Below are 20321 nucleotides of genomic sequence, written 5' to 3' on the forward strand. Positions count from 1 at the left end.
TTCTTACAAGTTTAACCAATTTTGTATTTGGGGATCGTAAATTAACTGCTTAACCCCCTTTTCTCAACAGCCTGATGTAATCCATTTAGTTTTCAAATTTCAGCCTTCGGGGTTATTTTCAGAATCGAAATTTTCTCATATTAAGTATAGCAAGAAATGGATCGATTACAATGTTTCCAGGAAACATTATTGACAAAGGTTGAAAGGATTGTTAATATTGTTTCCCGGAAACTATTTTGAAGGTGAGGGGAAGAGATGATGAAAATGAAGGCGATTCGTATACATTCCTACGGAGGCCCTGAAGTTATGCAATTGGAAGAGCTCCCCATGCCGGTGCCGGGTCCCGGCCAGGCGCTTGTGCGCGTCCAGGCGGCGAGCGTTAACTTCCTGGATGTTCAGCATCGACGTGGCGATCTTGTGAATCAGGCATTTTACAAAAAGGAAGGGGCCGTGGAATATAAGCTTCCGGCCACTATAGGGAGTCAATGCGTGGGGATTGTGGAGTCGCTGGGCCCTGGTGACAGTCCTGTTCAGGTTGGAGATAGGGTCATCTGCGGAGGAGGCAGCGGAACGTACGCCACCCATGTGATAGCCCCGGTTCAGCGGCTCATTCCCGTCCCGGACGAACTCCGCCTGGAACATGCCGCGGCAGGATTAACCCAGGGCTTTCTCGCTTATGCGCTAACGCATGCCGCGTATCCCGTCAAGCCGGGGGATTGGTGCCTGATCCATGCCGCGGCCGGGGGAATTGGACTGCTGCTGTGCCAAATGGCCAAGCTGCGCGGAGGGAAGGTTATTGGAGTCACCTCGAGCGAGGACAAAGCTCATTCGGTCAGAGAGGCGGGGGCGGATGAAGTGATTATTTCCACCCAAGCCGATATCGCCAAGGAAGCCCGCCGAATAACGGGGGGCCGAGGGGTGAACGTCGTTTATGACGGGGTGGGCAGGGATACCTTCGAGGCCAGCCTCGACAGTCTTGCCCCCCGGGGATATCTGGAGATTTTCGGGCAGGCAAGCGGGTTCATTCCGCCGTTTGATCTCATGCTCCTTCAAGAGAAAGGCTCGCTTTATATCAACCGTTTTTCCGGGCTATATTTTATGAAGGAATGGCATTCGTATCTCCAGAAATTTTTAGATTGGATCCGGGAAGGCCGTCTTTCGGTCAAAGTAGGGCACACATATCCGCTGGCCGATGCCGCCAAAGCTCATATTGCTTTTGAACAGAGGCAGGTTACAGGCCGGGTGCTGCTTATTCCGTAATCTTATCCGCAGTCCAAAGCATAGTAGAAGATAATATTTTCATAGTGCTCCTGGATAAATCATTCGCAACCCTCGCGATGAGCGTCGAGGGTTCTTTGTCGTGTTTGCGAGTTAGGCTGCGGACTAGCGATATTGATCGAGCAGGCGGGAAGCCTGCTTTTTGATGAGCTCCACAATTTCCTGCGGTTCGATCACTTGGGCCTCCGTCCCTAGCTGGATGAAATAGGAGGACAGAAATTCGACCTCGCTGTAATCAATCATCGTATCGATATACCCGGAATCCTCATCCACAGATACGATATGCGGTTCGAACCAGGGCTTGCTTTGACACTGCCTCATCCCTTCTCTGGTCAGCTTAACATACAGACGGACCGGTGTATGGATCGTATACCCGTCTAACCAATCGGGCAAATTCATTTTCAGCTCGCAGGTTCTTTTGGAATTTTCCAAAGACAGGATTCTGTCCGCCCTGAACAGCCGCACCTTGTCTTTTTCCATGTCCCAGGCCGGCATATACCAGAATCCGTCATTAGCATATAAACCGATGGGCACGACTTCTCTCTTTTTACGGTTGGATTTGGAACGGTATTCGATAATTAGTACGTGATGGTCTAATGCCGCTTCAATAATCTCTTTCAGAAAGGGAGAGGAAGCCCTTCTCTTCGGATTCCAAAAAGACAGGACGGATTCCAGGCGGTCTATTTTCTTCTTAATGTCATCGGGAAGGCTGAAATACAATTTTCTGGAGGCAGAGTCCATGTCCGTATCAAATGGCAGGGATGGATAGTATCTCAAGGACTGGAAAGCGAAGAAAATCGCCAACGCCTCGTGCTCATCCAATAACACGGGCGGAAGAATCCGGTTGTGCAGGATACGGTATCCTCCGTTTCTCCCCTGCTCCGTATACAAAGGAACCCCCATTTCACTAATTTCCATCAGGTACCGATGGGCGGTCCGGACGGATACGTGAAATTCATCGGCAATCTCTTGGGCGGTAAAGCTTCTCTTCGAGTTGACATACATGATCAAGTCGAATAACAGCTTGGCTTTCGACATAAATTTCTCCTCACTTCCGAAGACAGTGATTAAACTGGACAACATTTGGCATGTTTAAAGTGTATCTTATGTAGGAAAGGTCGTCAAAGCCAAATCATTGGATAGACTGAAACTGAAATAGCAGGGGACTGCACGCGGAATTTATGCAGGTTATATGACTTGATTCCGCCTGCGAACTCCGTTAAGGAAGGAGAATGACAGCTATGAGAGAAGAATCTCGGGGAAATCCTATACAGGTTATTGGAGCCAGGGAAAAAAACTTGAAAGGGATAAGTGTGACGATCCCCAAGAAGCAGATCACAGTATTTGCAGGCGTATCCGGTTCCGGGAAATCGGCCCTTGTCTTTGATACCATTGCAGCGGAGTCGCAGCGCCAATTGAACGAAACGTATTCCAGCTTTATCCGCCATCGCCTCCCCCATTACGGACAGCCGGATGCGGACACGTTGAACAATCTTTCCGTGGCGGTGGTCATTAATCAGAAGAGGATAGGGGGAAACGCAAGATCGACCGTTGGAACGATTACGGATATCTACTCCTTGCTGCGCTTGTTATATTCCCGAAACGGTCGGCCCTTCGTCGGATCTATGGACATGTTTTCATTTAACAATCCTCAGGGCATGTGTCCCGAATGCAAGGGATTGGGAAGTGTGCAGACGATAAATATAGACCGGCTGATCGACCGGCAGAAATCCCTCAATGAAGGGGCGATCCGTTTCCCTACCTTCCGGCCGGGAGAATTTCGTTGGAAGCGGTATGTTTGCACAGGGCTGTTTGACAATGATAAAAAGCTGAAGGATTACACGGATGAGGAATGGGACACGCTCTTGTACAAATCGGGCTTCAAGCCTCCCCATCCGACGGAGGGCTGGCCTCCTACTTCCAAATACGAGGGAATCATTCCGAGGATGGAACGCTCCTTCCTGAGCAAGGAATCGAGGGATGTGAAGCTGTACAAAGAGGCGATTGATTACGTAGTGACCCAGGGGAAATGCCCATTGTGCCGGGGGGCTCGGCTGAATGCCAAAGTGCTGGAGTGCAAAATCAACGGTCAATCGATTGCAGACTGCACGCATATGCAGGTCAGTGATCTGATCGGCTTTGTCCGGACGATCCGGGAGCCTTCGGCCCGTACGGTAGTGGATGCCATCGTCCATCGCCTGGAGCATCTGATCTCCGTAGGATTAGGCTATTTAAGCTTGAATCGGGAGACATCGACCTTGTCCGGCGGCGAATCACAACGAATTAAAATGGTCCGCCAATTGGGCAGCAGCTTGACGGAGCTGACTTATATTTTTGACGAGCCCAGCATAGGGCTCCATCCTCACGATGTCAGCAGAATCAACCGCCTGCTGCGGCAGTTGCGGGACAAGGGCAATACCGTGCTGATCGTGGAGCATGACCCGGATGTTATTCAAATCGCCGACCATATTATCGAAATGGGGCCTCGGGCCGGGACCGAAGGCGGCAAAGTCGTATATGAGGGGGATTTGCAGGGGCTGGTCCGGGCCGGGACGCTGACCGGACAATTTCTGAATCGCCGGCCGGCTTTGAAGAAAGAACCAAGACAGCCTTCCGGCTGGCTCTCGATCAAACATGCGTCCCTTCACAATTTGAAGGACGTTAGCGCCGATATCCCGAAAGGGGTCATGACCGCAGTTACGGGCGTTGCCGGATCGGGGAAGAGCACTCTTATCCGCCAGGTGCTGCCGCAATATTATCCGGAAGCGATTTTCATCGATCAAGGAGCGATTCAGGCCTCCAACCGTTCGAATATGGCCACTTTTATCGGCATTTTCGATTTCATCCGAAGCTTGTTCGCAAGGGAGAACCGGGCCGACGCCTCTCTCTTCAGCTTTAATTCGAAAGGGGCCTGTCCGGAATGCAAAGGCTCCGGGATGATGAATATCGATCTCGCTTTTATGGATACGATTACCAGTATTTGCGATGCCTGCCAGGGGCGCCGATTTAAAGAGGAGGTTCTCGGGTTCACCCTGCGCGGGAGTACGATCAGCGAAGTGCTGGAGATGACGGTGGACGAGGCTGTGGAATTTTTCCGGGAACCGGAAATAAGGCCTGCTCTGCTGCGGTTACAGGACGTAGGAATCGGCTACTTGACCCTTGGGCAGCCTTTAACTACGTTGTCGGGCGGCGAGCTTCAGAGGGTAAAGCTGGCGGCGGAGCTGGAGAATCATGGAGAAATTTATGTGTTGGACGAGCCGACGACCGGACTGCACATGTCCGATACGCAGCGGCTGATTCGAATCTTCGACCGGCTAGTGGATCAGGGCAGCACCGTCATTGTCATCGAGCATAATCTGGACGTTATAAGCCAGGCGGACTGGATTATAGACCTGGGTCCGGGAGCGGGGCAGGAGGGGGGAAGGGTGATCTTTCAGGGACGGCCGCAGTATTTGGTGAACTGTAAAGCTTCGATTACAGGACAATATTTACGAGGCCGGTAAGGTGCAATCAGACGTTCATCCGTTCTTTCCTTATTTACCACATTAGAAAGTTTAAGTTCATTAAAGCATTAACATGGAACAAACTTTCTAATTGGCATAAAAAGCTTCCTCTAATACCGGGTTATTCATCTTCGAGATGGCTCCGTTAGGAGCTTTTTTTATCTTTGAATCCGATGGCGAATTGCATGCCTTCGCTGATGGCGTCATAGAGCTAAGAGCGGCGACATACTTTAAATAATGATTATTAATTGGACCTTATGTCAAGAGTTCCCGGAGAGGAGGAAGCTCCTTGAATCCTGTCGTTATTGTCGGAAATGGGAGGCTTGCAGATGCGGTATGCAAGCAATTATCCGGGCTCCCCATAGTGCACAGACCGGATTTTGGCGATAGCGTACCGGCTGCGGGGCTCGTATGGGTGGTGCAGGATCAGTCTGATTCCGCTCTGAATGTGGAAGCGGAGAAGCTTCTGCGGCCGCGCGGGCTTCCCTGGTCACGGGCCTGCTTATCCAGAGAAGAGGGGGAAGGGAGGATAGGGCCGTTAGTCCTTCCGGGAAAGCCCGGCTGCTTCCAATGTGCGGAGACCCGGCTATCCTTGGCGGGTGGCGGGCGCGAAGAACCGGACGATTCGCTTATGAAACTAATTTCTCCAGATGCGATCGCTCCTTCTCCCCTGGAAGTTCCGCCGGCAGCATTTCGTCATATGGCGCTTATCGTCTCATTGGAAACGGCAAGGCTGCTGCGGGGGGAAATAACGGATTCGGAAGGCCGCATCCATTTAATCAACTTAAGAAGCTTGACCAGCACCGTTCACTACATTCTGCCGGACGGGCTCTGTCCGGTCTGCGGCGAGCTGCCGGACGATTCCCCGGAGGCGGCGGCCATATCCCTGGAGCCGTGCAAGAAGCTCAACAACAGTTACCGCTGCCGTTCAATGGGCGACCTGCGGAAGGTTCTGGCCAAGGATTATCTGGATAACCGGACCGGGCTCATGAACGGCAAGCGGCCGGACCTCGCATCCGCCTTCGCCGGGGTAGCTATGAATCTACCTTTAGGACTGTATAATGAGGTGGTTGGGGGCCATTCGAATTCTTATGCAGATAGCGAAATGGCCGCAATACTGGAGGGGTTGGAACGATTTTGCGGGCTTGCTCCCCGGGGCAAACGAACGATCGTATCCGACAGCTATTCCCGCCTTAAGGAGGTGGCGCTGGACCCTGCTAAGGTAGGCTTTCATGCTAAAGAACTGTTGGAACAACCGGATTTTCCTTTCCAGTCATTCGATCCCGATACTCCGATGGATTGGGTGTGGGGATATTCGTTCCTGCAGGAGCGGCCCATTCTCGTTCCCGAACGATTGGCCTATTACAGCTTGGGCTATGGCGGGGGATTTGTCTATGAAACCTCCAATGGGTGCGCCATAGGGGGCAGCCTTGAGGAGGCGATCCTGCATGGAATTTTCGAGGTTGTCGAGAGGGATTCTTTCCTGATGACCTGGTACACCAGGCTGCCGGTTCCGCAGCTCGATCCCGGCTCAGCGGAGGATCAGGAGCTCTTGTTAATGATTCATCGCTTAAGGGCGGTTACAGGATACGAGGTATGCTTGTACAATACAACGATGGAGAACGGGATTCCGAGCATCTGGGCATTGGCGAAGGGAGGGAAAAAGCCTGGAGTAAATCTGCTCTGTGCCGCCGGAGCTCATCTCGACCCCGTCCGTGCGGCCAAGAGCGCCATACACGAGCTGGCGAACATGATCCCGATGGCCGAAGCCCGCTATAAGGAACGCAGGCCGGAGGCCGAGTCGATGTTCAAGGATTCGTTCCTGGTGGAGAGCATGGAGGATCACGCCTTGCTGTACAGCTTGCCGCAGGCGGAGGAAAGACTCCGGTTTTTGCTCGACGAACGGCGTCCCCTGCGTACATTCGCCGAAGAGTTTCAGGCTGCATCGATGAATGATGATCTAACGGAAGATTTGAAACAGGTCCTTCGAACGTTTCGCAGTCTTCGGTTGGATGTTATTGTTATCGATCAATCGTCCGGCGAGACGCTCCGCAACGGCCTGCGCTGTGTGAAAGTGCTGATTCCGGGAATGCTGCCTATGACGTTCGGACACCGGTTTGCCCGGTTGACGGGCCTTGACAGGGTCTTCGAGGTCCCGATGAAGCTGGGTTATGCAGAGCACAAGCTGACACCGGAGGAGCTTAATCCATACCCGCATCCCTTTCCGTAGCCGGGATAGAATGTCAAAAAAAAGAGCGAGGTTAACGGTGCTGGTTCCACCGACACACTCGCTCTTTCTCTTTCGTTGCAGGGACGGCCAGAATCCCTATAGCTTGCTAATCATGCGATAACGTAAAGTATCCCTAGAAATTAGACAAGCCAAGCACGGGAAACAATTACAAGCAGAATGAAAAGAACAAGAATAACCCCTGTAGATGTAAACAATCCGCCACAGCTACCTGCTCCACCAAATCCCATAACGACATCCTCCCTTCTATTTTTTCTGTATTATATGTGTCTGAACGGCCGGAAGATTGGACGCCATGGAAAATGTGCCGTTATAAAGGAAACAAGCGCCTATTTCCTTGAATGGGGAAGGAGGATGGGTTTTCGGACTCCCGTTAAGGAATGACATTCGAAGATCCCGGACTATACTGGAATGAGAGAGTATTCTTTTATTCTTTTTTTACTGCCTATTATGGGTAGAGTTTTAATATACTTATTGTATTAGTAATGTAAGCCGCTTTCCCAAAACGGTCAGGAGGATGTAATGAACAAGCTGAAAACCATTTTGAAGGAGCATTATAGCTTAGAGATCAAGGGAATTTTACCGCAGCAGGGAGGCTGGGCGGCACTCGCTTATAAAGTGTCCGGTGACAGTGGCACCTACTTTTTGAAGGCGTATGAAAAAAGCAGAGCGTCCACCCCCAAGTGGACAGCTCTTATTGACAAGTATGTGCCTATCACCATTTGGCTTCTGCAAAATAGCTACTTGAAAGGCAAACTTCCCGTGCCGCTCGTAACAAAGCAAGGGGAATATAAATGTGAGGACGAGGAAGGAATCTATCTGCTCTATGAGTATATCGATGGCGAAACGATAGGAGACCGAGATTTATCCGGGGAGCAGGTTCGCCAGCTTTCGGAAATGATAGCGGAGCTTCATTCATATGGGGAAGAAATACCGCCGGACACCGATGCCATTAAGGAAGATTTCTGCATCCCGTTTATGCAGCGGCTGAGGAGTACGTTGGGCGGGGAGTATTCCCGTGTTCCTGCCGAAATCAGAGAAGTGACGGACCCTTATCTTGAGCAGGTTAAAGGGTTGATGGACACTGTGGACAAGCTGTCCGCCGGTTTGAAATGCCGTTCGTTAAGGATGGCCCTGTGCCACACAGATATTCATCATTGGAATCTGATGCAAGCCGGACAACAACTGATGTTGCTGGATTGGGAAGGATTGAAATTGGCCCCCGTTGAAGCGGATATCATGTTTATGACAGACAAGCCCTACTATGAAGACTTTGTAAGCATCTACAAGCAGGTTCACAGCGATTATACCGTTGATCCCGATGTTCTGCTCTTTTATCAGGGAAGGCGTAAATTGGAAGATATTTGGGAATGGATGGAACAGCTTCTATTCGATCGGCAAAATGCAAAAGAAAGGGCCGCCTCCATCCAATATTTGGCGAACGAACTGAAAACGATAGGCGGATAATTGTTTGACACAGGTACCGGATGGTTCGGCCCGAAGGAATAATTGTGTTTTCCCTTACGGTTATGTTACTGTAATAACAAATTGTTTTGCATAAAATGGAAATTCCCCTGTTTCCTATTAGAATGTGATCCATTTTTTTGAAAGGAGTACCGTTCATGGGAAAGCTGGATAAGTGGTAACCCCTTCATCTTGTTATTGGCCGGGAAAATCGAATTCGCGGACCGCCTGCCTTTATAGTAAGCAGGAAATCCAATCAAAAATAGGGAGGCCGTGAAACGATGATGAGAAGTGAGAGAGAAATGCTGGATGACATCCTCGCATTCGCCGAGAAGGATGAGCGGATTCGAGCGGTGACCCTGGAAGGATCAAGAACCAATTCGAATGTGCCCAAGGATATGTTTCAAGATTATGACATCAGTTTTCTTGTGACCGAAATGGACTCTTTCGTGCAAGACCCCAATTGGGTCGACCGGTTCGGAGAACGAATCATTATGCAGACTCCTGAGGCGATGGCCATGTTTCCTCCGGACCTGGGCAGGCGTTTCTCTTACTTGATGCTGTTTACGGATGGCAACCGGATCGACCTGACCTTGATTCCGTTGGATGAGAAGGACGAATACTGTAAGGAAGATAAGCTGCTGCTCGTGTTATTGGATAAGGATAACTGCTTGCCGGATATTCCCGCTCCGACGGATGAAGATTACTGGGTGAAAAGGCCATCGGCGGAATTTTTCGCGGATTGCTGCAATGAGTTTTGGTGGGTGTCCACCTATGTAGCTAAAGGTCTATGGAGACAAGAGATTCTATTTGCCCTGGACCATCTTAATCTATATGTCCGGCCGATGCTTCTCAAGATGCTGGAGTGGCAGGTCGGCATTCAAACCGATTTTTCGCTCAGTGTCGGCAAGAACGGCAAATATTTGGAGAACTATCTCCCGGAGAACCGCTGGCAGCAGCTATTGCGCACCTATCCGAGTGGAGATTATGAAGAAGTTTGGAATGCGCTGTTCACAGCGGGCGATCTGTTCCGCAGAACAGCCCGGGAGGTAGCCGAACATCTGAAGTATGAATATCCTGCCGAGGACGACCGGCGTGTCACGGATTATTTGCAGCATGTCCGGGTCTTGCCGCGAGATGCCACTGAAATTTTTCCGAATATGATTAAGGAAAAGCTTTGGGATTAATCACAGTATTCTGCTTGATAGCGATTAACACAACTTTGAGGGGCGGTCCACCAGGCTGAAGCCTGGATGGGGACGCCCCCCTTTTTGTTTATGGTGTTGTTACACGCCAGAGTCGTAACTTTTCGAATTTACGTTCGGATATTCACTCTCTCGCTTGCTCTTGATCTCCATTCCACCGTCCCTTGGACTGTTATCCCCATTGCTCAGAAAGCACGTAATCCGGAAGCCGACAGACTTACTCCGGTTCAGGACGTATAACTAACGGCCAAAGCGGTAAAAGAAATAATTTTTTAAACCGTATGCGGCTGGTTCCCAGGGTTAGTTGGTTTGAAAATCTATATGAGGAGGAAGGAAATTACTTTCGGCTTCGAACTGCATAGGTTCGATTTAACGGGACAGTTTCGGCTGGCCCTAAGCAGTTTTCTGATTAAATGGGATAACAGTCAAAAAGGGGGGAGGAGATAAGGAAGAAGATTATTCTGAAGACGGTTGCAAAAAAACGTTGACATTTGATAGCCGGGAAATTAAGATATCACTATAGTTTATTCTTTGCATAAACTAACTGGCTACATACTTAAATTTTAGTCTTGAGGAGATTGATGGATGGCGTTGATTATGGGAGTGGACGGCGGTGGGAGTAAGACCTATGCGGTAATAACCGACGCCGAGGGGAATTTGCTTGGAGAAGGTCTGGCCGGTGGAGCCAATTACCAGAAGATAGGTCTCGATAGAGCGATGGACCATATTTCAACTGCAATGAAGCATGCACTGGAACAGGCCGGCTTGCAGTATGCGGATCTGGATTTTGTCCAATATACGCTCGCAGGGGCCGACCGCGAAGCAGATATGATCCGGCTGGAATCCGGACTTAAGAAAATACCGGTAACCAGCTGGAACCTGGCTTGTGATACAATGGCCGGGCTGCGCGCGGGTAGTCCGGACAATGTGGGCATTGTGCTTGTCTGCGGAAGCGGAACGAACGCATTCGGCAGAAACAGGGACGGGCAGGTCGTGCAAACAGGGGGATTCGGTTATCTGTACGGCGATTATGCCGGGGGCAATCATATGGCAATCGAAACCTTCAGAGCGGCAGTCCGGTCGTGGGAGCAGCGGGATATCCCTTCTATTCTTACGGAAAGGGTTCCTTCCTACCTCGGCTATTCTTCCATGGAAGCGCTGCTCAACGATTATTTGGACCGGCAGGTAAGGACGGTTCCATCCGAATTGACCATTGTTCTTCATGAAGCGGTCCAGGACGGGGATGCTCTCTCGATCCGTCTGTTGTCCGAGGTCGGGCACGAATTGGGCAATGCGGCACGCTCCGTCATGAGAAGAATAGGAAGCTTCGGTGTGGACAACATTCCGATAGTGTTGATCGGAAGCATTTTCCAGAGGGGCAAGAGCTCCTGCCTGCTGCAAAGTCTCGAAGAGACCCTGCGTGAGGAGCATACTGATTTTACGATTGAAATCCCGGAAATGGAGCCGGTCTTCGGAGCGGTATTGATGGGGATGGATCAGCTTCAGCTTCCTGCGGGGCCGCAAATTACCGAACGATTAAATTCGTACAGGAGGGAGATTATCGTTGAATCCTAAACCGCTTAAAGTGGCCGTTATCGGCGGGGGCTCCTCTTATACCCCCGAGTTGATTGAAGGGTTTATCAAAAATTATGAGCAATTTCCGCTGCAAGAGCTGTACCTCGTGGATATTGAAGCCGGCCGCGAGAAGCTGCAGATCGTCGGTGAACTTGCCCGGAGAATGATTGAGAACGCGGGGGTTCCCATCCGGCTGCATCTGACGTTGGATCGTCGGGAAGCGATTTCCGGGGCCAGCTTTGTACTGACGCAAATTCGCGTTGGCGGCCTGGATGCCCGGGCGGTGGACGAACGGATTCCGCTCCAGTACGGCTGCATCGGCCAGGAAACAACCGGGGCCGGAGGGTTCGCGAAAGCGATCCGAACGATTCCCGTCATCCTGGACATATGCAAAGAGATGGAAGAGCTTGCACCCGAAGCTTTCCTGATTAACTTCACTAACCCGGCAGGCATTATTACGGAAGCGGTATTGAAGCATTCCTCCATTCGTACCATCGGCTTATGCAATTTGCCCATCCATACCAAGATGCAAATTGCCCAGCTGGCGGAGACCGATCCGGCGAATGTCGATATGGAAATGGTCGGCATCAATCATTTGAATTGGACGCGAAATATCAGGATCAACGGCGTCGACCGGACGGAGGACATCGTGCGGATGTTTGACAACGCCAGCGGCCTGTCCGTGAAGAATATCCCCGATTATAAATGGGGGGACGGGTTTCTTGCTTCTCTCGGAATGATCCCCTGCTCTTATCTTCGCTACTATTATTTGAAGGATAAGATGCTCAAGGAGCAGCAGGAAGCGCTGAAGGTCAAAGGAACCAGGGCCGATGCGGTCAAGAAGGTGGAGGCGGAGCTGTTCGAGCTGTATAAGGATCCGGAATTAAAGGTGAAGCCGGCTCAGCTGGAACAACGGGGAGGAGCGTACTACTCGGAAGCGGCGGTTGACCTTATTACATCGATATACAACAATGCCCGCAATATCCAGGTAGTCAACGTTCGCAATAATGGGGTTATTCCGTGTCTGGGAGAGGATGTTTCGGTGGAGGTCAGATGCATCATTTCTTCGGAGGGGGCTACTCCGATGATGCTGAGCGGCGGGCCGCTGCCGGCTGAAATCCGGGGCTTGATCCAGGTCGTTAAAGCCTACGAAGAGCTTACGGTAGAAGCCGGTGTGAACGGGGACTACGGCAGTGCTCTACAAGCGCTTGCCATCCATCCGCTGGTAGGAGGCTCTTCATTGGCCAAAGCTGTACTCGATCAGATTTTGGCGGAGAACAAGCCGTATTTGCCTCAGTTTTTCAAGTAACAAGGCACAGGTATTCCAGACAGATGCAGACAGGACTTCCGCCGGGATAGCGCAGGAACGGGGAAGAATGGAATCTTCGGCAAGGGGATTGCAAGCCGGCCTATGCATTAAGCGGAATTTCCTGAACCGCATTTGGCTGTACTACTATATTTTGTTAGATTATTCGACAAATAAACTAACTAATTATGCAAAAGGGAGGACTTATTCATGAGTTTGGCAGATGAAAGAATTAAAGAGCTAGGTTTGATACTTCCAAAGATCGATTTGCAGGGAAAAGCCATCGTGCCGATCCGTCAGCACGGCAACCTGCTGTACACTTCCGGCCACGGACCGGAACGGGAGGATGACGGCAGTCCGATCTGGACAGGCAAACTCGGCAAAGATCTGACGGTGGAGGAAGGCTATCAGGCAGCCCGGGAATGCGGGATTATCCTGCTGGCCCAGCTCAAGAACTACTTGGGAAGTCTGGATCGTGTCGATGCTTTGGTCAAGGTGCTCGGTCTGGTCGCGAGCAGCGAGGATTTCTATCAGCAGCCTCAAGTAATGAACGGGTTCTCGGACTTGATGGTGGATGTTTTCGGGGAAAGAGGCAAGCATGCCCGTTCCGCTATGGGTACCTATGTGCTGCCTAAAAATATCCCTGTCGAAATCGAAATGATTGTAAGGATCAGAGATTAGTAGAGCATTTAAGCTGAGAGATGAAGGGGAGAGCGTATTAATGAAAAGTCCTTTTCGAGTAATGAAAATGTCGATGGCCGCCGTTATGTCCGTATCCTTGCTGGGTGCCTGCTCCCAGAGCGGCGGCAGTGAAGGATCGTCCTCGGAAGAGAAGGTAGAGCTTGTATTTCAGCATATCGGCGGAACGGTTCCCGCGCAGGTGACCCTGTTGGATGAAATGGCCAAGGAATTCAGCAGCCAAAATCCCGGAGTCACTGTGAAAATCGTCAATGTCGGCTGGGGGGAAGCTTACTCCATGTTCCAGCGCCAGCTAACGGTCGGACAAGCTCCGGACCTGGTCATGCTTAACGGGCAATGGGCCAGCGAGTACCAGCGTTTGGGAGCGTTCGCTCCCGTCAATGATTATGTCTCTCAAGAAATGCTCAATCAGTTCCTGGAGTCCGGATTCGATTCGGTGAAGGGGGAAGACGGCAAGTATTACGGCGTCCCTTGGGATGGAAGCGTATGGGGCTTCTTCTACCGCACCGACCTGTTTGAAGAGGCGGGGTTGGATCCCAATAACCCGCCTGAAACCTGGGAAGAACTGCTGGAGTATGCACAGAAGCTCACCAAGGGCGATCAATACGGACTGGCTTTCCCGGCTGCCGGCTGGGAGCCCGATGATTATGTGCTTCCTTTCTTCTGGCAGGCCGGTAATGACGTTATCGTTCGCGAGGGGAACTTCTGGAGACCGACGATTAACAACGAATCCGGACTTGCTGTTGCGAAGTATATCTACGATTTGTCCAATACTTACAACGTGATGCCGAAAACGGTTACAGGTATGGATTGGGAAGCGACCATGAACAGCTTTATTTCCGGAAATACGGCGATGATGTTCAACGGAATGTGGGCGTCGGGCAGCCTGAAGGCCAATCCTAATCTGGATGGAAAATGGGCGACCGCCCCAAGCCCTGCGGGACCGGCCGGGAAAGCCGTGCTTGGTTATCCGAACACGTTAAGCATCACGGAGCAAAGCAAGCATAAGGAAATTGCAGGAAAGTTTCTGGAATTTATCTTTACCGGAGAGAAGCCGACTTACTACGATAAATTTGCCGAAGTGACCAGCGTAGTCGGCTGGACGAAGGATTTTGCGACGACGGAATTTGCCCAGGATCCGATTATGAAACCGTTTGTCGATCAGGTGTCCATTAGCCGCAACCGCCCGTTAGCGCCCAAGTATGAGGAATTTAGGCAGCTGCATTTCAACGCGGCCATCCAAAAGCTTATTCAGGGGCAGCTGACGCCGGAGCAGTTTGTAAGTGATATGCACACGAGACTGGAAGAGCTAATGGGTAAATGATCATTCTTTAGGAGACATTCCGATAGCCCGGCGGCACAAGCATGCTGTAAATGCTGCCGGGCTTAATCTTTAAGGAAGCCTGGAGGTTAACTTAGTTATGAAACTCACTGCGAGTTTGTTTTGGAAGAGGGCGCTACCGTATTTTCTCATAGCACCGGGCGTCATATTTGTCGGACTCATCTTGATATATCCCATGATCTCGGGGATTATCTCCAGCTTTTTCACCCAGCATTCCCTGACCGCTTCCGACCGGACCTTTGCAGGGCTCGATCATTACAGAGCGCTGTTCTCGGACAGTATTTTTACGGGAGCCTTCTGGAATACGGTCATTTGGACGGTAGGAGTAGTTGTCGGCCAGTATTTGATCGGCCTTGCCGTTGCTCTGTTGTTAAATGAAGAAATTCCCGGGAGGGGTATCTTCCGGAGCTTGATCCTTATTCCCTGGATCGTGCCCATGATCGCCGCCGGTCTCACCTGGAAATGGATCTATTCCAGCCAATTCGGGATTTTGAACTATGTGTTAATGAAATTGGGAATTATCTCGGGGCCCATCGACTGGGTCGGAGATTCCGCATATGCCCTTTATTCGGTACTGGCTGTAAGCGTTTGGAAAGGAATCCCTTTCGTCGCTGTTGTTCTGCTTGCCGGACTGCAAGCGATCGACCGTGAAATGTATGAGGCGGCTAACATTAGCGGAGCTAATTTGTGGCAGCGTTTCTGGTATATCACGCTCCCCAGTCTCAAGGGGGTTTCTCTTGTAATTGTAACTTTGACAATCATCTGGTCCTTTAACCAGTTTGACTTGGTCTACCTGATGACTAAAGGCGGACCTTCCAATTCGACGCAGCTCATTCCGGTATACTCGTACCTTAATGCCTTCAATTTCTTTAAAATGAATTACGCTGCGGCCATTTCTACTATTGGCGTACTCATGCTGAGTGTATTCGCCATTTTCTATCTGAAGAAAAACAAGGAGGACTAAAACATGGGGGGGAATGCGAGAAAAAAGTTGCTCGTCAAACGGAGCATCACTTACGTTTTATTGACATTGGCTACGGTGCTGCTCGTGTTTCCGTTTGTATGGATGATTTCCACTTCGTTTAAATCGTCCGCAGAAATTTTTGCCGAAGTGCCCAAGTGGTTTCCGAACGAGCCCACTCTGGAGAACTACCGGACGCTGTTTCAAGAGACCGGATTTCTGCAGTATTTCAAAAACAGTGTCATCGTCGCCATTTCGACAACGATTGTCACTTTATTTATAGCCATCTTCTTTTCTTATGGCCTCTCCCGTTTTAAATTCAGGGGCAGAATGCTGTTTTTGAATTCCTTGCTGGTTTCCCAAATGTTTCCCTTGGTGCTGCTTATTATTCCGATCTTCGCCATCTTTATCAAGCTGGATCTGATCGACAGCTACCTGTCCCTTATTATCGCTTACTGTACGTTTGCGATACCGTTCGCCACATTGATGATGAAAAGCTACTTCGACGGAATCCCGAAGGATATGGAGGAAGCCGCCTTTATCGACGGCTGTACACCGGTAAGCGCGATCTTCCGCGTCGTGATTCCGCTGGCGGCTCCGGGAATCGCCGCCGTAGGCCTGTTCTCTTTCATCCTGTCGTGGCAGGAGTTCATCTTTGCATTGACGCTGACCAGCTCCGACACCATGCGGACTCTGCCCGTCGGCATCTCTCTGATGGTAGGAAACCGCGAAGTGCTGTGGGGACAGCTAATGGCCGCTTCGGCCATGGTGACGACTCCTGTTGTAATCGTCTTTATCTATTTCCAAAAATATTTAATCAGCGGTATGACGATGGGCGGCGTGAAGGGCTAGCCGTCGCCGGTATACCCGGTATGGAGGAATCTTGATGAGCTTTGATGTTTGCATTAGAAATGGAATGATTATTGACGGAACCGGGAACGAACGCTACAAGGCGGATATTGTGATCAAGGACGGCAAAATCGCCGGAATCGGCAGCTTCCCCGACGCGGAGGCGCGTTACACGATCGATGCGAGCGGCCGCGTCGTCAGTCCCGGCTTTATTGATACACATGTCCATTCGGACGTGATGCTGCTGTGGGACAGGCAGCATGCTTGCGGATTATATCAGGGAGTCACGACCGAAATCCTCGGTCAGGACGGGTTGTCCTACGCTCCGTTATCCAAGGACAATTTGGAAATGTACTTTAAGTATTTGGGCGGATTGAACGGAACACCGGATATTCCGCTGGACTGGTCGACGGTAGAGGAATACCGCAGCAAATTCGACGGAACCGTGGCCATTAATACGGCCTACCAGGTTCCTCATGGCGTTCTGCGCCTGGAAACGGTCGGCTTCCGAGATGTGCCGCTAACCGGCGCTCATCTGGAGAAGGCCAAGCGCTTGCTGGCTGATGGAATCGATCAGGGAGCCGTTGCTTTCTCCACAGGCCTTAGTTATTTCCCGGGCTCCTATGGAGATACGCAGGAACTGATTGAGCTGTCCCGTGTCCTTGCGGAGAAGGACAGCATCTATGTCACTCATTTGCGCACCGTGTTCAAAGGTGAGAAATTCGATGCGATTCAGGAAGCGCTGGATATCGGATGGCAATCCGGCTGTAAAATCCACTATTCCCATTTCCGAACGGGGCCCAACAACGCGGGCAAGGTGGATGAGCTGATGGGGCCGATCGATGACGCCTACCAGAAAGGACTTGACGTCAGCCTCGAATTGTATCCTTATGCCTTCGGAAGCAGCACAGGCGTCATTCACCTGCCGCCTTGGACCGTGGAAGGGGGCTACGAATCGACCCTGGAGAGGCTGGCGGACAAGAAGCTGCGCCCGGCTATTGTGCGGGACATTCAGAAGGATTTCCCGAATATTGACGGCACTTTCTCCTACCTGCCTTCGGGCCGCAATGATGAATTGCTTGGATTAACGTTCCAGCAAGCGGCGGACTTGCGCGGTCAGACGGTGTACGAGGTGCTGTGCGACCTGCTCCTTGAAGAGAAGCTGGCTGTGGGGATCTTAGGGGAGCGTCCCGAGGACGAGTCTGTAGTGAAGCAAATTGAGGACGACCTGTTCGAGCTGCTGTCCCGCCCTTACTATATGGTAGGAAGCGATGCGATTTATCTCGGGCAGAACCCGCATCCTAGGGCATTCGGAAGCTTTCCCAAGCTGCTCAGGCTGGCCAGGGAGAAGAATTTCTCGCTGGAAGTGCTTATCAATCGGATGACTATGGTGCCTGCCGAGCGTTTCGGACTTAAGGACAGGGGGGTTATCCTGGAAGGGAAAGCGGCTGATCTTGTCGTTTTTGACGCGGAGACCGTCACGGATACATCCGTAGTTCAGCAGGCCAGAACAGGCCCGTCAGGTATTTCGCACGTATTGGTTAACGGAGAAATTGCGGTGTGGAACGAGAAGGTTACCGGAGTATTCGCGGGCAGGGCGTTGCCGGTTATGCGATAAGGAAAGGGGAGCAGGATTATGCAATCATTCTATGACCGATTCGGGTTAAGAAAAGTAATTAATGCCAGGGGGCCGGCAACCGTATTGGGCGCATCGCGGGTCAAAGACGGCATACGGCAGGATATTTATGACATGCTCGGGCTGTCCGTGGAAATGTGGGAGCTGCAGAGAAGAGCGAACGAAGCGATCGTTAAGCTGACCGGCGCCGAAGCCGGTGTCGCTGCAGGCTGTACGGCCGCCGGGATGGCCATCAGCATCGCCGCCACGCTGACCGGAGACGATATGGGCAAGATCAAGGAGCTGCCGATTATCCGGGGGCCGAAGCATAAAGTAGTCATTCAGAAAGGCCATGTTATCGGAATCGGCGATACGCCGGCCAACCAATTGATAAGGCTGACCGGTGCGGAGCCCGTGGAAATCGGCGAGGCGCTCGATTGTGCCTCCTATCATCTGGAGGCCGCACTCACCCCCGATGTAGCCGCGGCCGTCTATGTGATGATGGATGTGTTTCCTCCCAATCTACTGCCATTCGATAAATTCGTGGAGATCTGTAAGTCCAAGGGTGTTCCCGTCATTGTCGACGCCGCTTACGACACCGATTTCCGCCATTCCATCGCCAAAGGGGCGGATTTGGTCGTTCACAGCGGGCAGAAATGGCTCGGGGGAGCGACTTCAGCTCTCGTCGCCGGGCGCAAGGATCTGGTACACGCCTGTTTCCTGCAGGAGTTGGGCATCGGGCGGCCGATGAAGGTGGGCAAGGAAGGCGTGCTCGGATTGATCTCGGCCATCGAGCATTGGCTGGCCAGGGACGAAGAGGCGATTATCCGGCAGCAGGAGGCGTTTGCCGAGCGTTTTATTGCGGCCATGGCCGAAGTTCCGGGTTTGACGGGGTCGATCAAGCGTACCCGCTTCTCGCCGTCCGTCAGAGTCGTCATGGAGATCGATGAAGAACAGACCGGGGTTCCGGCCTGGGAGATCAACATGAAGCTGGGAACCGGCGATCCGGTCATTAAAATGGACGATTACGCCGTATACCACGGGAAAATGGAATTCGATCTGTCCTTTCTTGACGATGGGGACGAGAGAACGATCATTAAAGCTATTGCCTCTATTGTAGAGGAGAAGAAGAAGAACGGCGGCGCAGTTCGGCAACCGGAGCCGATGAATCGTCTGGATCTACAGTATCACACATTGAGGCGGTGGTTGGATGACAACCCGAGGGCATAAGCTGCGGTTCGGACTGATTGGTTTTTCCCAAGGGTTCTACGCAACCACCTATACCCGGCACTTGGCGAAGCTCAAGGAGGTTGAAGTGGTTGCCTGCTGTGATCTGGGCCAATCACCGGAGTATGTGGAGGAGTGTGCGGGAACGACGGCAAGCCGGTTTTGCGAAGAGATCGGCTGCCGTCTGGTTCATCAGCCCGAGGAGCTGTTTGAGCTTGGCGTAGATGCGGTCATGGTCGCTTGTGAGGTATGGGAGCATGCGAAATACGCGGACATGGCGCTCCGGCATGGCTGTCATGTCTTCGTCGGCAAGCCGTTATCGCTGGAACCGGATGAAATCCGTTCCCTGATGCGGACGGCGGAAGCCGGAAGACGCATCGTCCTGCCGGGCAACCCTCTGCGTTATGAGGGATCGATCATCTCCATAGCCGATCGGATTCGCCGGGGAGAGATCGGCCGGCCTACGAATTTGCGGCTGTTCATCCATCATGAGGCGATGATTCATCAGGAATGGGAGCGGGACCCTGCACGAAGCGGAGGTCCTCTCGGCACCTTCGGTGTCTATCTTATCGATACGGTCCGCTGGATGACCGGAGATGATTTGACGGAGCTTTATGCGGCGGGCGGACAATATGTATTCCGGCAAATCGGCACCTGGGATACCGTTCAGGCCATGGGCAAAACGTCGGGAGGCGCACTCGTGCAATTAAATCTTGTCTCCTCGATGGATTGGGATTTCCCGTTCTATATGCTGGACATTGTCGGAACCAAAGGAGTAATCCGGACCGATCACGACCGTTTCTCCTATGTTATGCAAAATCCGAAAACCGAGCTGGGTCCGATCCGTTATGATCCTATGGGAAGCCTGGAAATCGAGCATTTTCTGAACTGCTGTCTGGGAAGAGAGGAGCAGTGCATGACATTGGAGGATATGCTGCATGCGGCCAACGGAATCAAGGCCATGGAGCAGAGCATTCGGACCGGCCAGCCTGTTCTGTTGTAAGTGCATAACGGTAATGCACACTAAGAGCGAGCAAGATTGCAGAGGA

At 51.6% G+C, this 20321-nt stretch carries 16 protein-coding genes; 14 read left to right on the forward strand and 2 right to left on the reverse strand.

The window, feature by feature from the left end; all coding sequences use genetic code 11:
* Nucleotides 1–255 precede the first annotated feature (255 nt).
* Nucleotides 256–1260, forward strand: a complete 1005-nt coding sequence (locus tag ACTHRH_RS23935) for a quinone oxidoreductase family protein (RefSeq protein ID WP_440417953.1) — start codon at nucleotides 256–258, stop codon at nucleotides 1258–1260.
* A gap of 123 nt (nucleotides 1261–1383) precedes the next feature.
* Here ACTHRH_RS23935 and ACTHRH_RS23940 read toward each other — a convergent pair whose 3' ends face one another.
* Nucleotides 1384–2316, reverse strand: coding sequence for a helix-turn-helix transcriptional regulator (locus tag ACTHRH_RS23940; protein ID WP_440417955.1), 933 nt, complete (start codon nucleotides 2314–2316; stop codon nucleotides 1384–1386).
* A 203-nt stretch (nucleotides 2317–2519) separates the two neighbouring features.
* On the opposite strand from ACTHRH_RS23940, the gene ACTHRH_RS23945 reads away from it, so the two are divergent.
* Nucleotides 2520–4781, forward strand: coding sequence for an ATP-binding cassette domain-containing protein (locus ACTHRH_RS23945; RefSeq protein ID WP_440417957.1), 2262 nt, complete (start codon nucleotides 2520–2522; stop codon nucleotides 4779–4781).
* A 289-nt stretch (nucleotides 4782–5070) separates the two neighbouring features.
* Complete coding sequence (locus ACTHRH_RS23950) at nucleotides 5071–7011, forward strand: TOMM precursor leader peptide-binding protein (RefSeq protein ID WP_440417959.1); 1941 nt, start codon at nucleotides 5071–5073, stop codon at nucleotides 7009–7011.
* A gap of 140 nt (nucleotides 7012–7151) precedes the next feature.
* Here ACTHRH_RS23950 and ACTHRH_RS23955 read toward each other — a convergent pair whose 3' ends face one another.
* Entirely contained in the window at nucleotides 7152–7259 is a 108-nt protein-coding gene (locus ACTHRH_RS23955; RefSeq protein WP_144933403.1) for a sporulation protein YjcZ, read from the reverse strand.
* A gap of 292 nt (nucleotides 7260–7551) precedes the next feature.
* On the opposite strand from ACTHRH_RS23955, the gene ACTHRH_RS23960 reads away from it, so the two are divergent.
* From ACTHRH_RS23960 to ACTHRH_RS24010, 11 genes are all read left to right on the forward strand, one after another.
* On the forward strand, nucleotides 7552–8496 hold the full coding sequence (locus ACTHRH_RS23960; protein ID WP_379291659.1) for an aminoglycoside phosphotransferase family protein: 945 nt from the start codon (nucleotides 7552–7554) through the stop codon (nucleotides 8494–8496).
* Between the two features lie 281 nt (nucleotides 8497–8777).
* On the forward strand, nucleotides 8778–9680 hold the full coding sequence (locus ACTHRH_RS23965; RefSeq protein WP_144933510.1) for an aminoglycoside 6-adenylyltransferase: 903 nt from the start codon (nucleotides 8778–8780) through the stop codon (nucleotides 9678–9680).
* Nucleotides 9681–10283: 603 nt separating this feature from the next.
* Complete coding sequence (locus ACTHRH_RS23970) at nucleotides 10284–11273, forward strand: N-acetylglucosamine kinase (protein WP_144933405.1); 990 nt, start codon at nucleotides 10284–10286, stop codon at nucleotides 11271–11273.
* On the forward strand, nucleotides 11263–12582 hold the full coding sequence (locus tag ACTHRH_RS23975; protein ID WP_144933406.1) for a 6-phospho-beta-glucosidase: 1320 nt from the start codon (nucleotides 11263–11265) through the stop codon (nucleotides 12580–12582). The genes ACTHRH_RS23970 and ACTHRH_RS23975 overlap by 11 nt, the downstream gene beginning before the upstream one ends.
* A 207-nt stretch (nucleotides 12583–12789) precedes the next feature.
* Nucleotides 12790–13260, forward strand: a complete 471-nt coding sequence (locus tag ACTHRH_RS23980) for a RidA family protein (protein WP_144933407.1) — start codon at nucleotides 12790–12792, stop codon at nucleotides 13258–13260.
* Nucleotides 13261–13300: 40 nt separating this feature from the next.
* Complete coding sequence (locus tag ACTHRH_RS23985; protein ID WP_379291656.1) at nucleotides 13301–14602, forward strand: ABC transporter substrate-binding protein; 1302 nt, start codon at nucleotides 13301–13303, stop codon at nucleotides 14600–14602.
* Nucleotides 14603–14699: 97 nt separating this feature from the next.
* Nucleotides 14700–15584, forward strand: a complete 885-nt coding sequence (locus ACTHRH_RS23990) for a carbohydrate ABC transporter permease (protein ID WP_440417963.1) — start codon at nucleotides 14700–14702, stop codon at nucleotides 15582–15584.
* A 3-nt stretch (nucleotides 15585–15587) separates the two neighbouring features.
* The gene (locus ACTHRH_RS23995) at nucleotides 15588–16433 is read left to right on the forward strand and encodes a carbohydrate ABC transporter permease (RefSeq protein WP_144933410.1); all 846 of its coding nucleotides are present in this window, start codon (nucleotides 15588–15590) and stop codon (nucleotides 16431–16433) included.
* Between the two features lie 34 nt (nucleotides 16434–16467).
* Nucleotides 16468–18048, forward strand: coding sequence for an N-acyl-D-amino-acid deacylase family protein (locus ACTHRH_RS24000; protein WP_379291652.1), 1581 nt, complete (start codon nucleotides 16468–16470; stop codon nucleotides 18046–18048).
* A gap of 18 nt (nucleotides 18049–18066) precedes the next feature.
* Nucleotides 18067–19275 carry an aminotransferase class V-fold PLP-dependent enzyme gene (locus ACTHRH_RS24005; protein WP_379291650.1) on the forward strand — a complete coding sequence of 403 codons (1209 nt, stop codon included), beginning with the start codon at nucleotides 18067–18069 and terminating at the stop codon, nucleotides 19273–19275.
* A complete protein-coding gene (locus tag ACTHRH_RS24010) occupies nucleotides 19256–20275 on the forward strand; it encodes a Gfo/Idh/MocA family protein (protein ID WP_379291648.1) in 1020 nt (339 codons plus the stop codon). Before ACTHRH_RS24005 ends, ACTHRH_RS24010 begins: the two co-directional genes overlap by 20 nt.
* Nucleotides 20276–20321: the final 46 nt, after the last annotated feature.

The sequence above is a fragment of the Paenibacillus sp. SAFN-117 genome, from assembly GCF_051966115.1.
Taxonomy (GTDB): Bacteria; Bacillota; Bacilli; order Paenibacillales; family NBRC-103111; genus Paenibacillus_L; species Paenibacillus_L residui.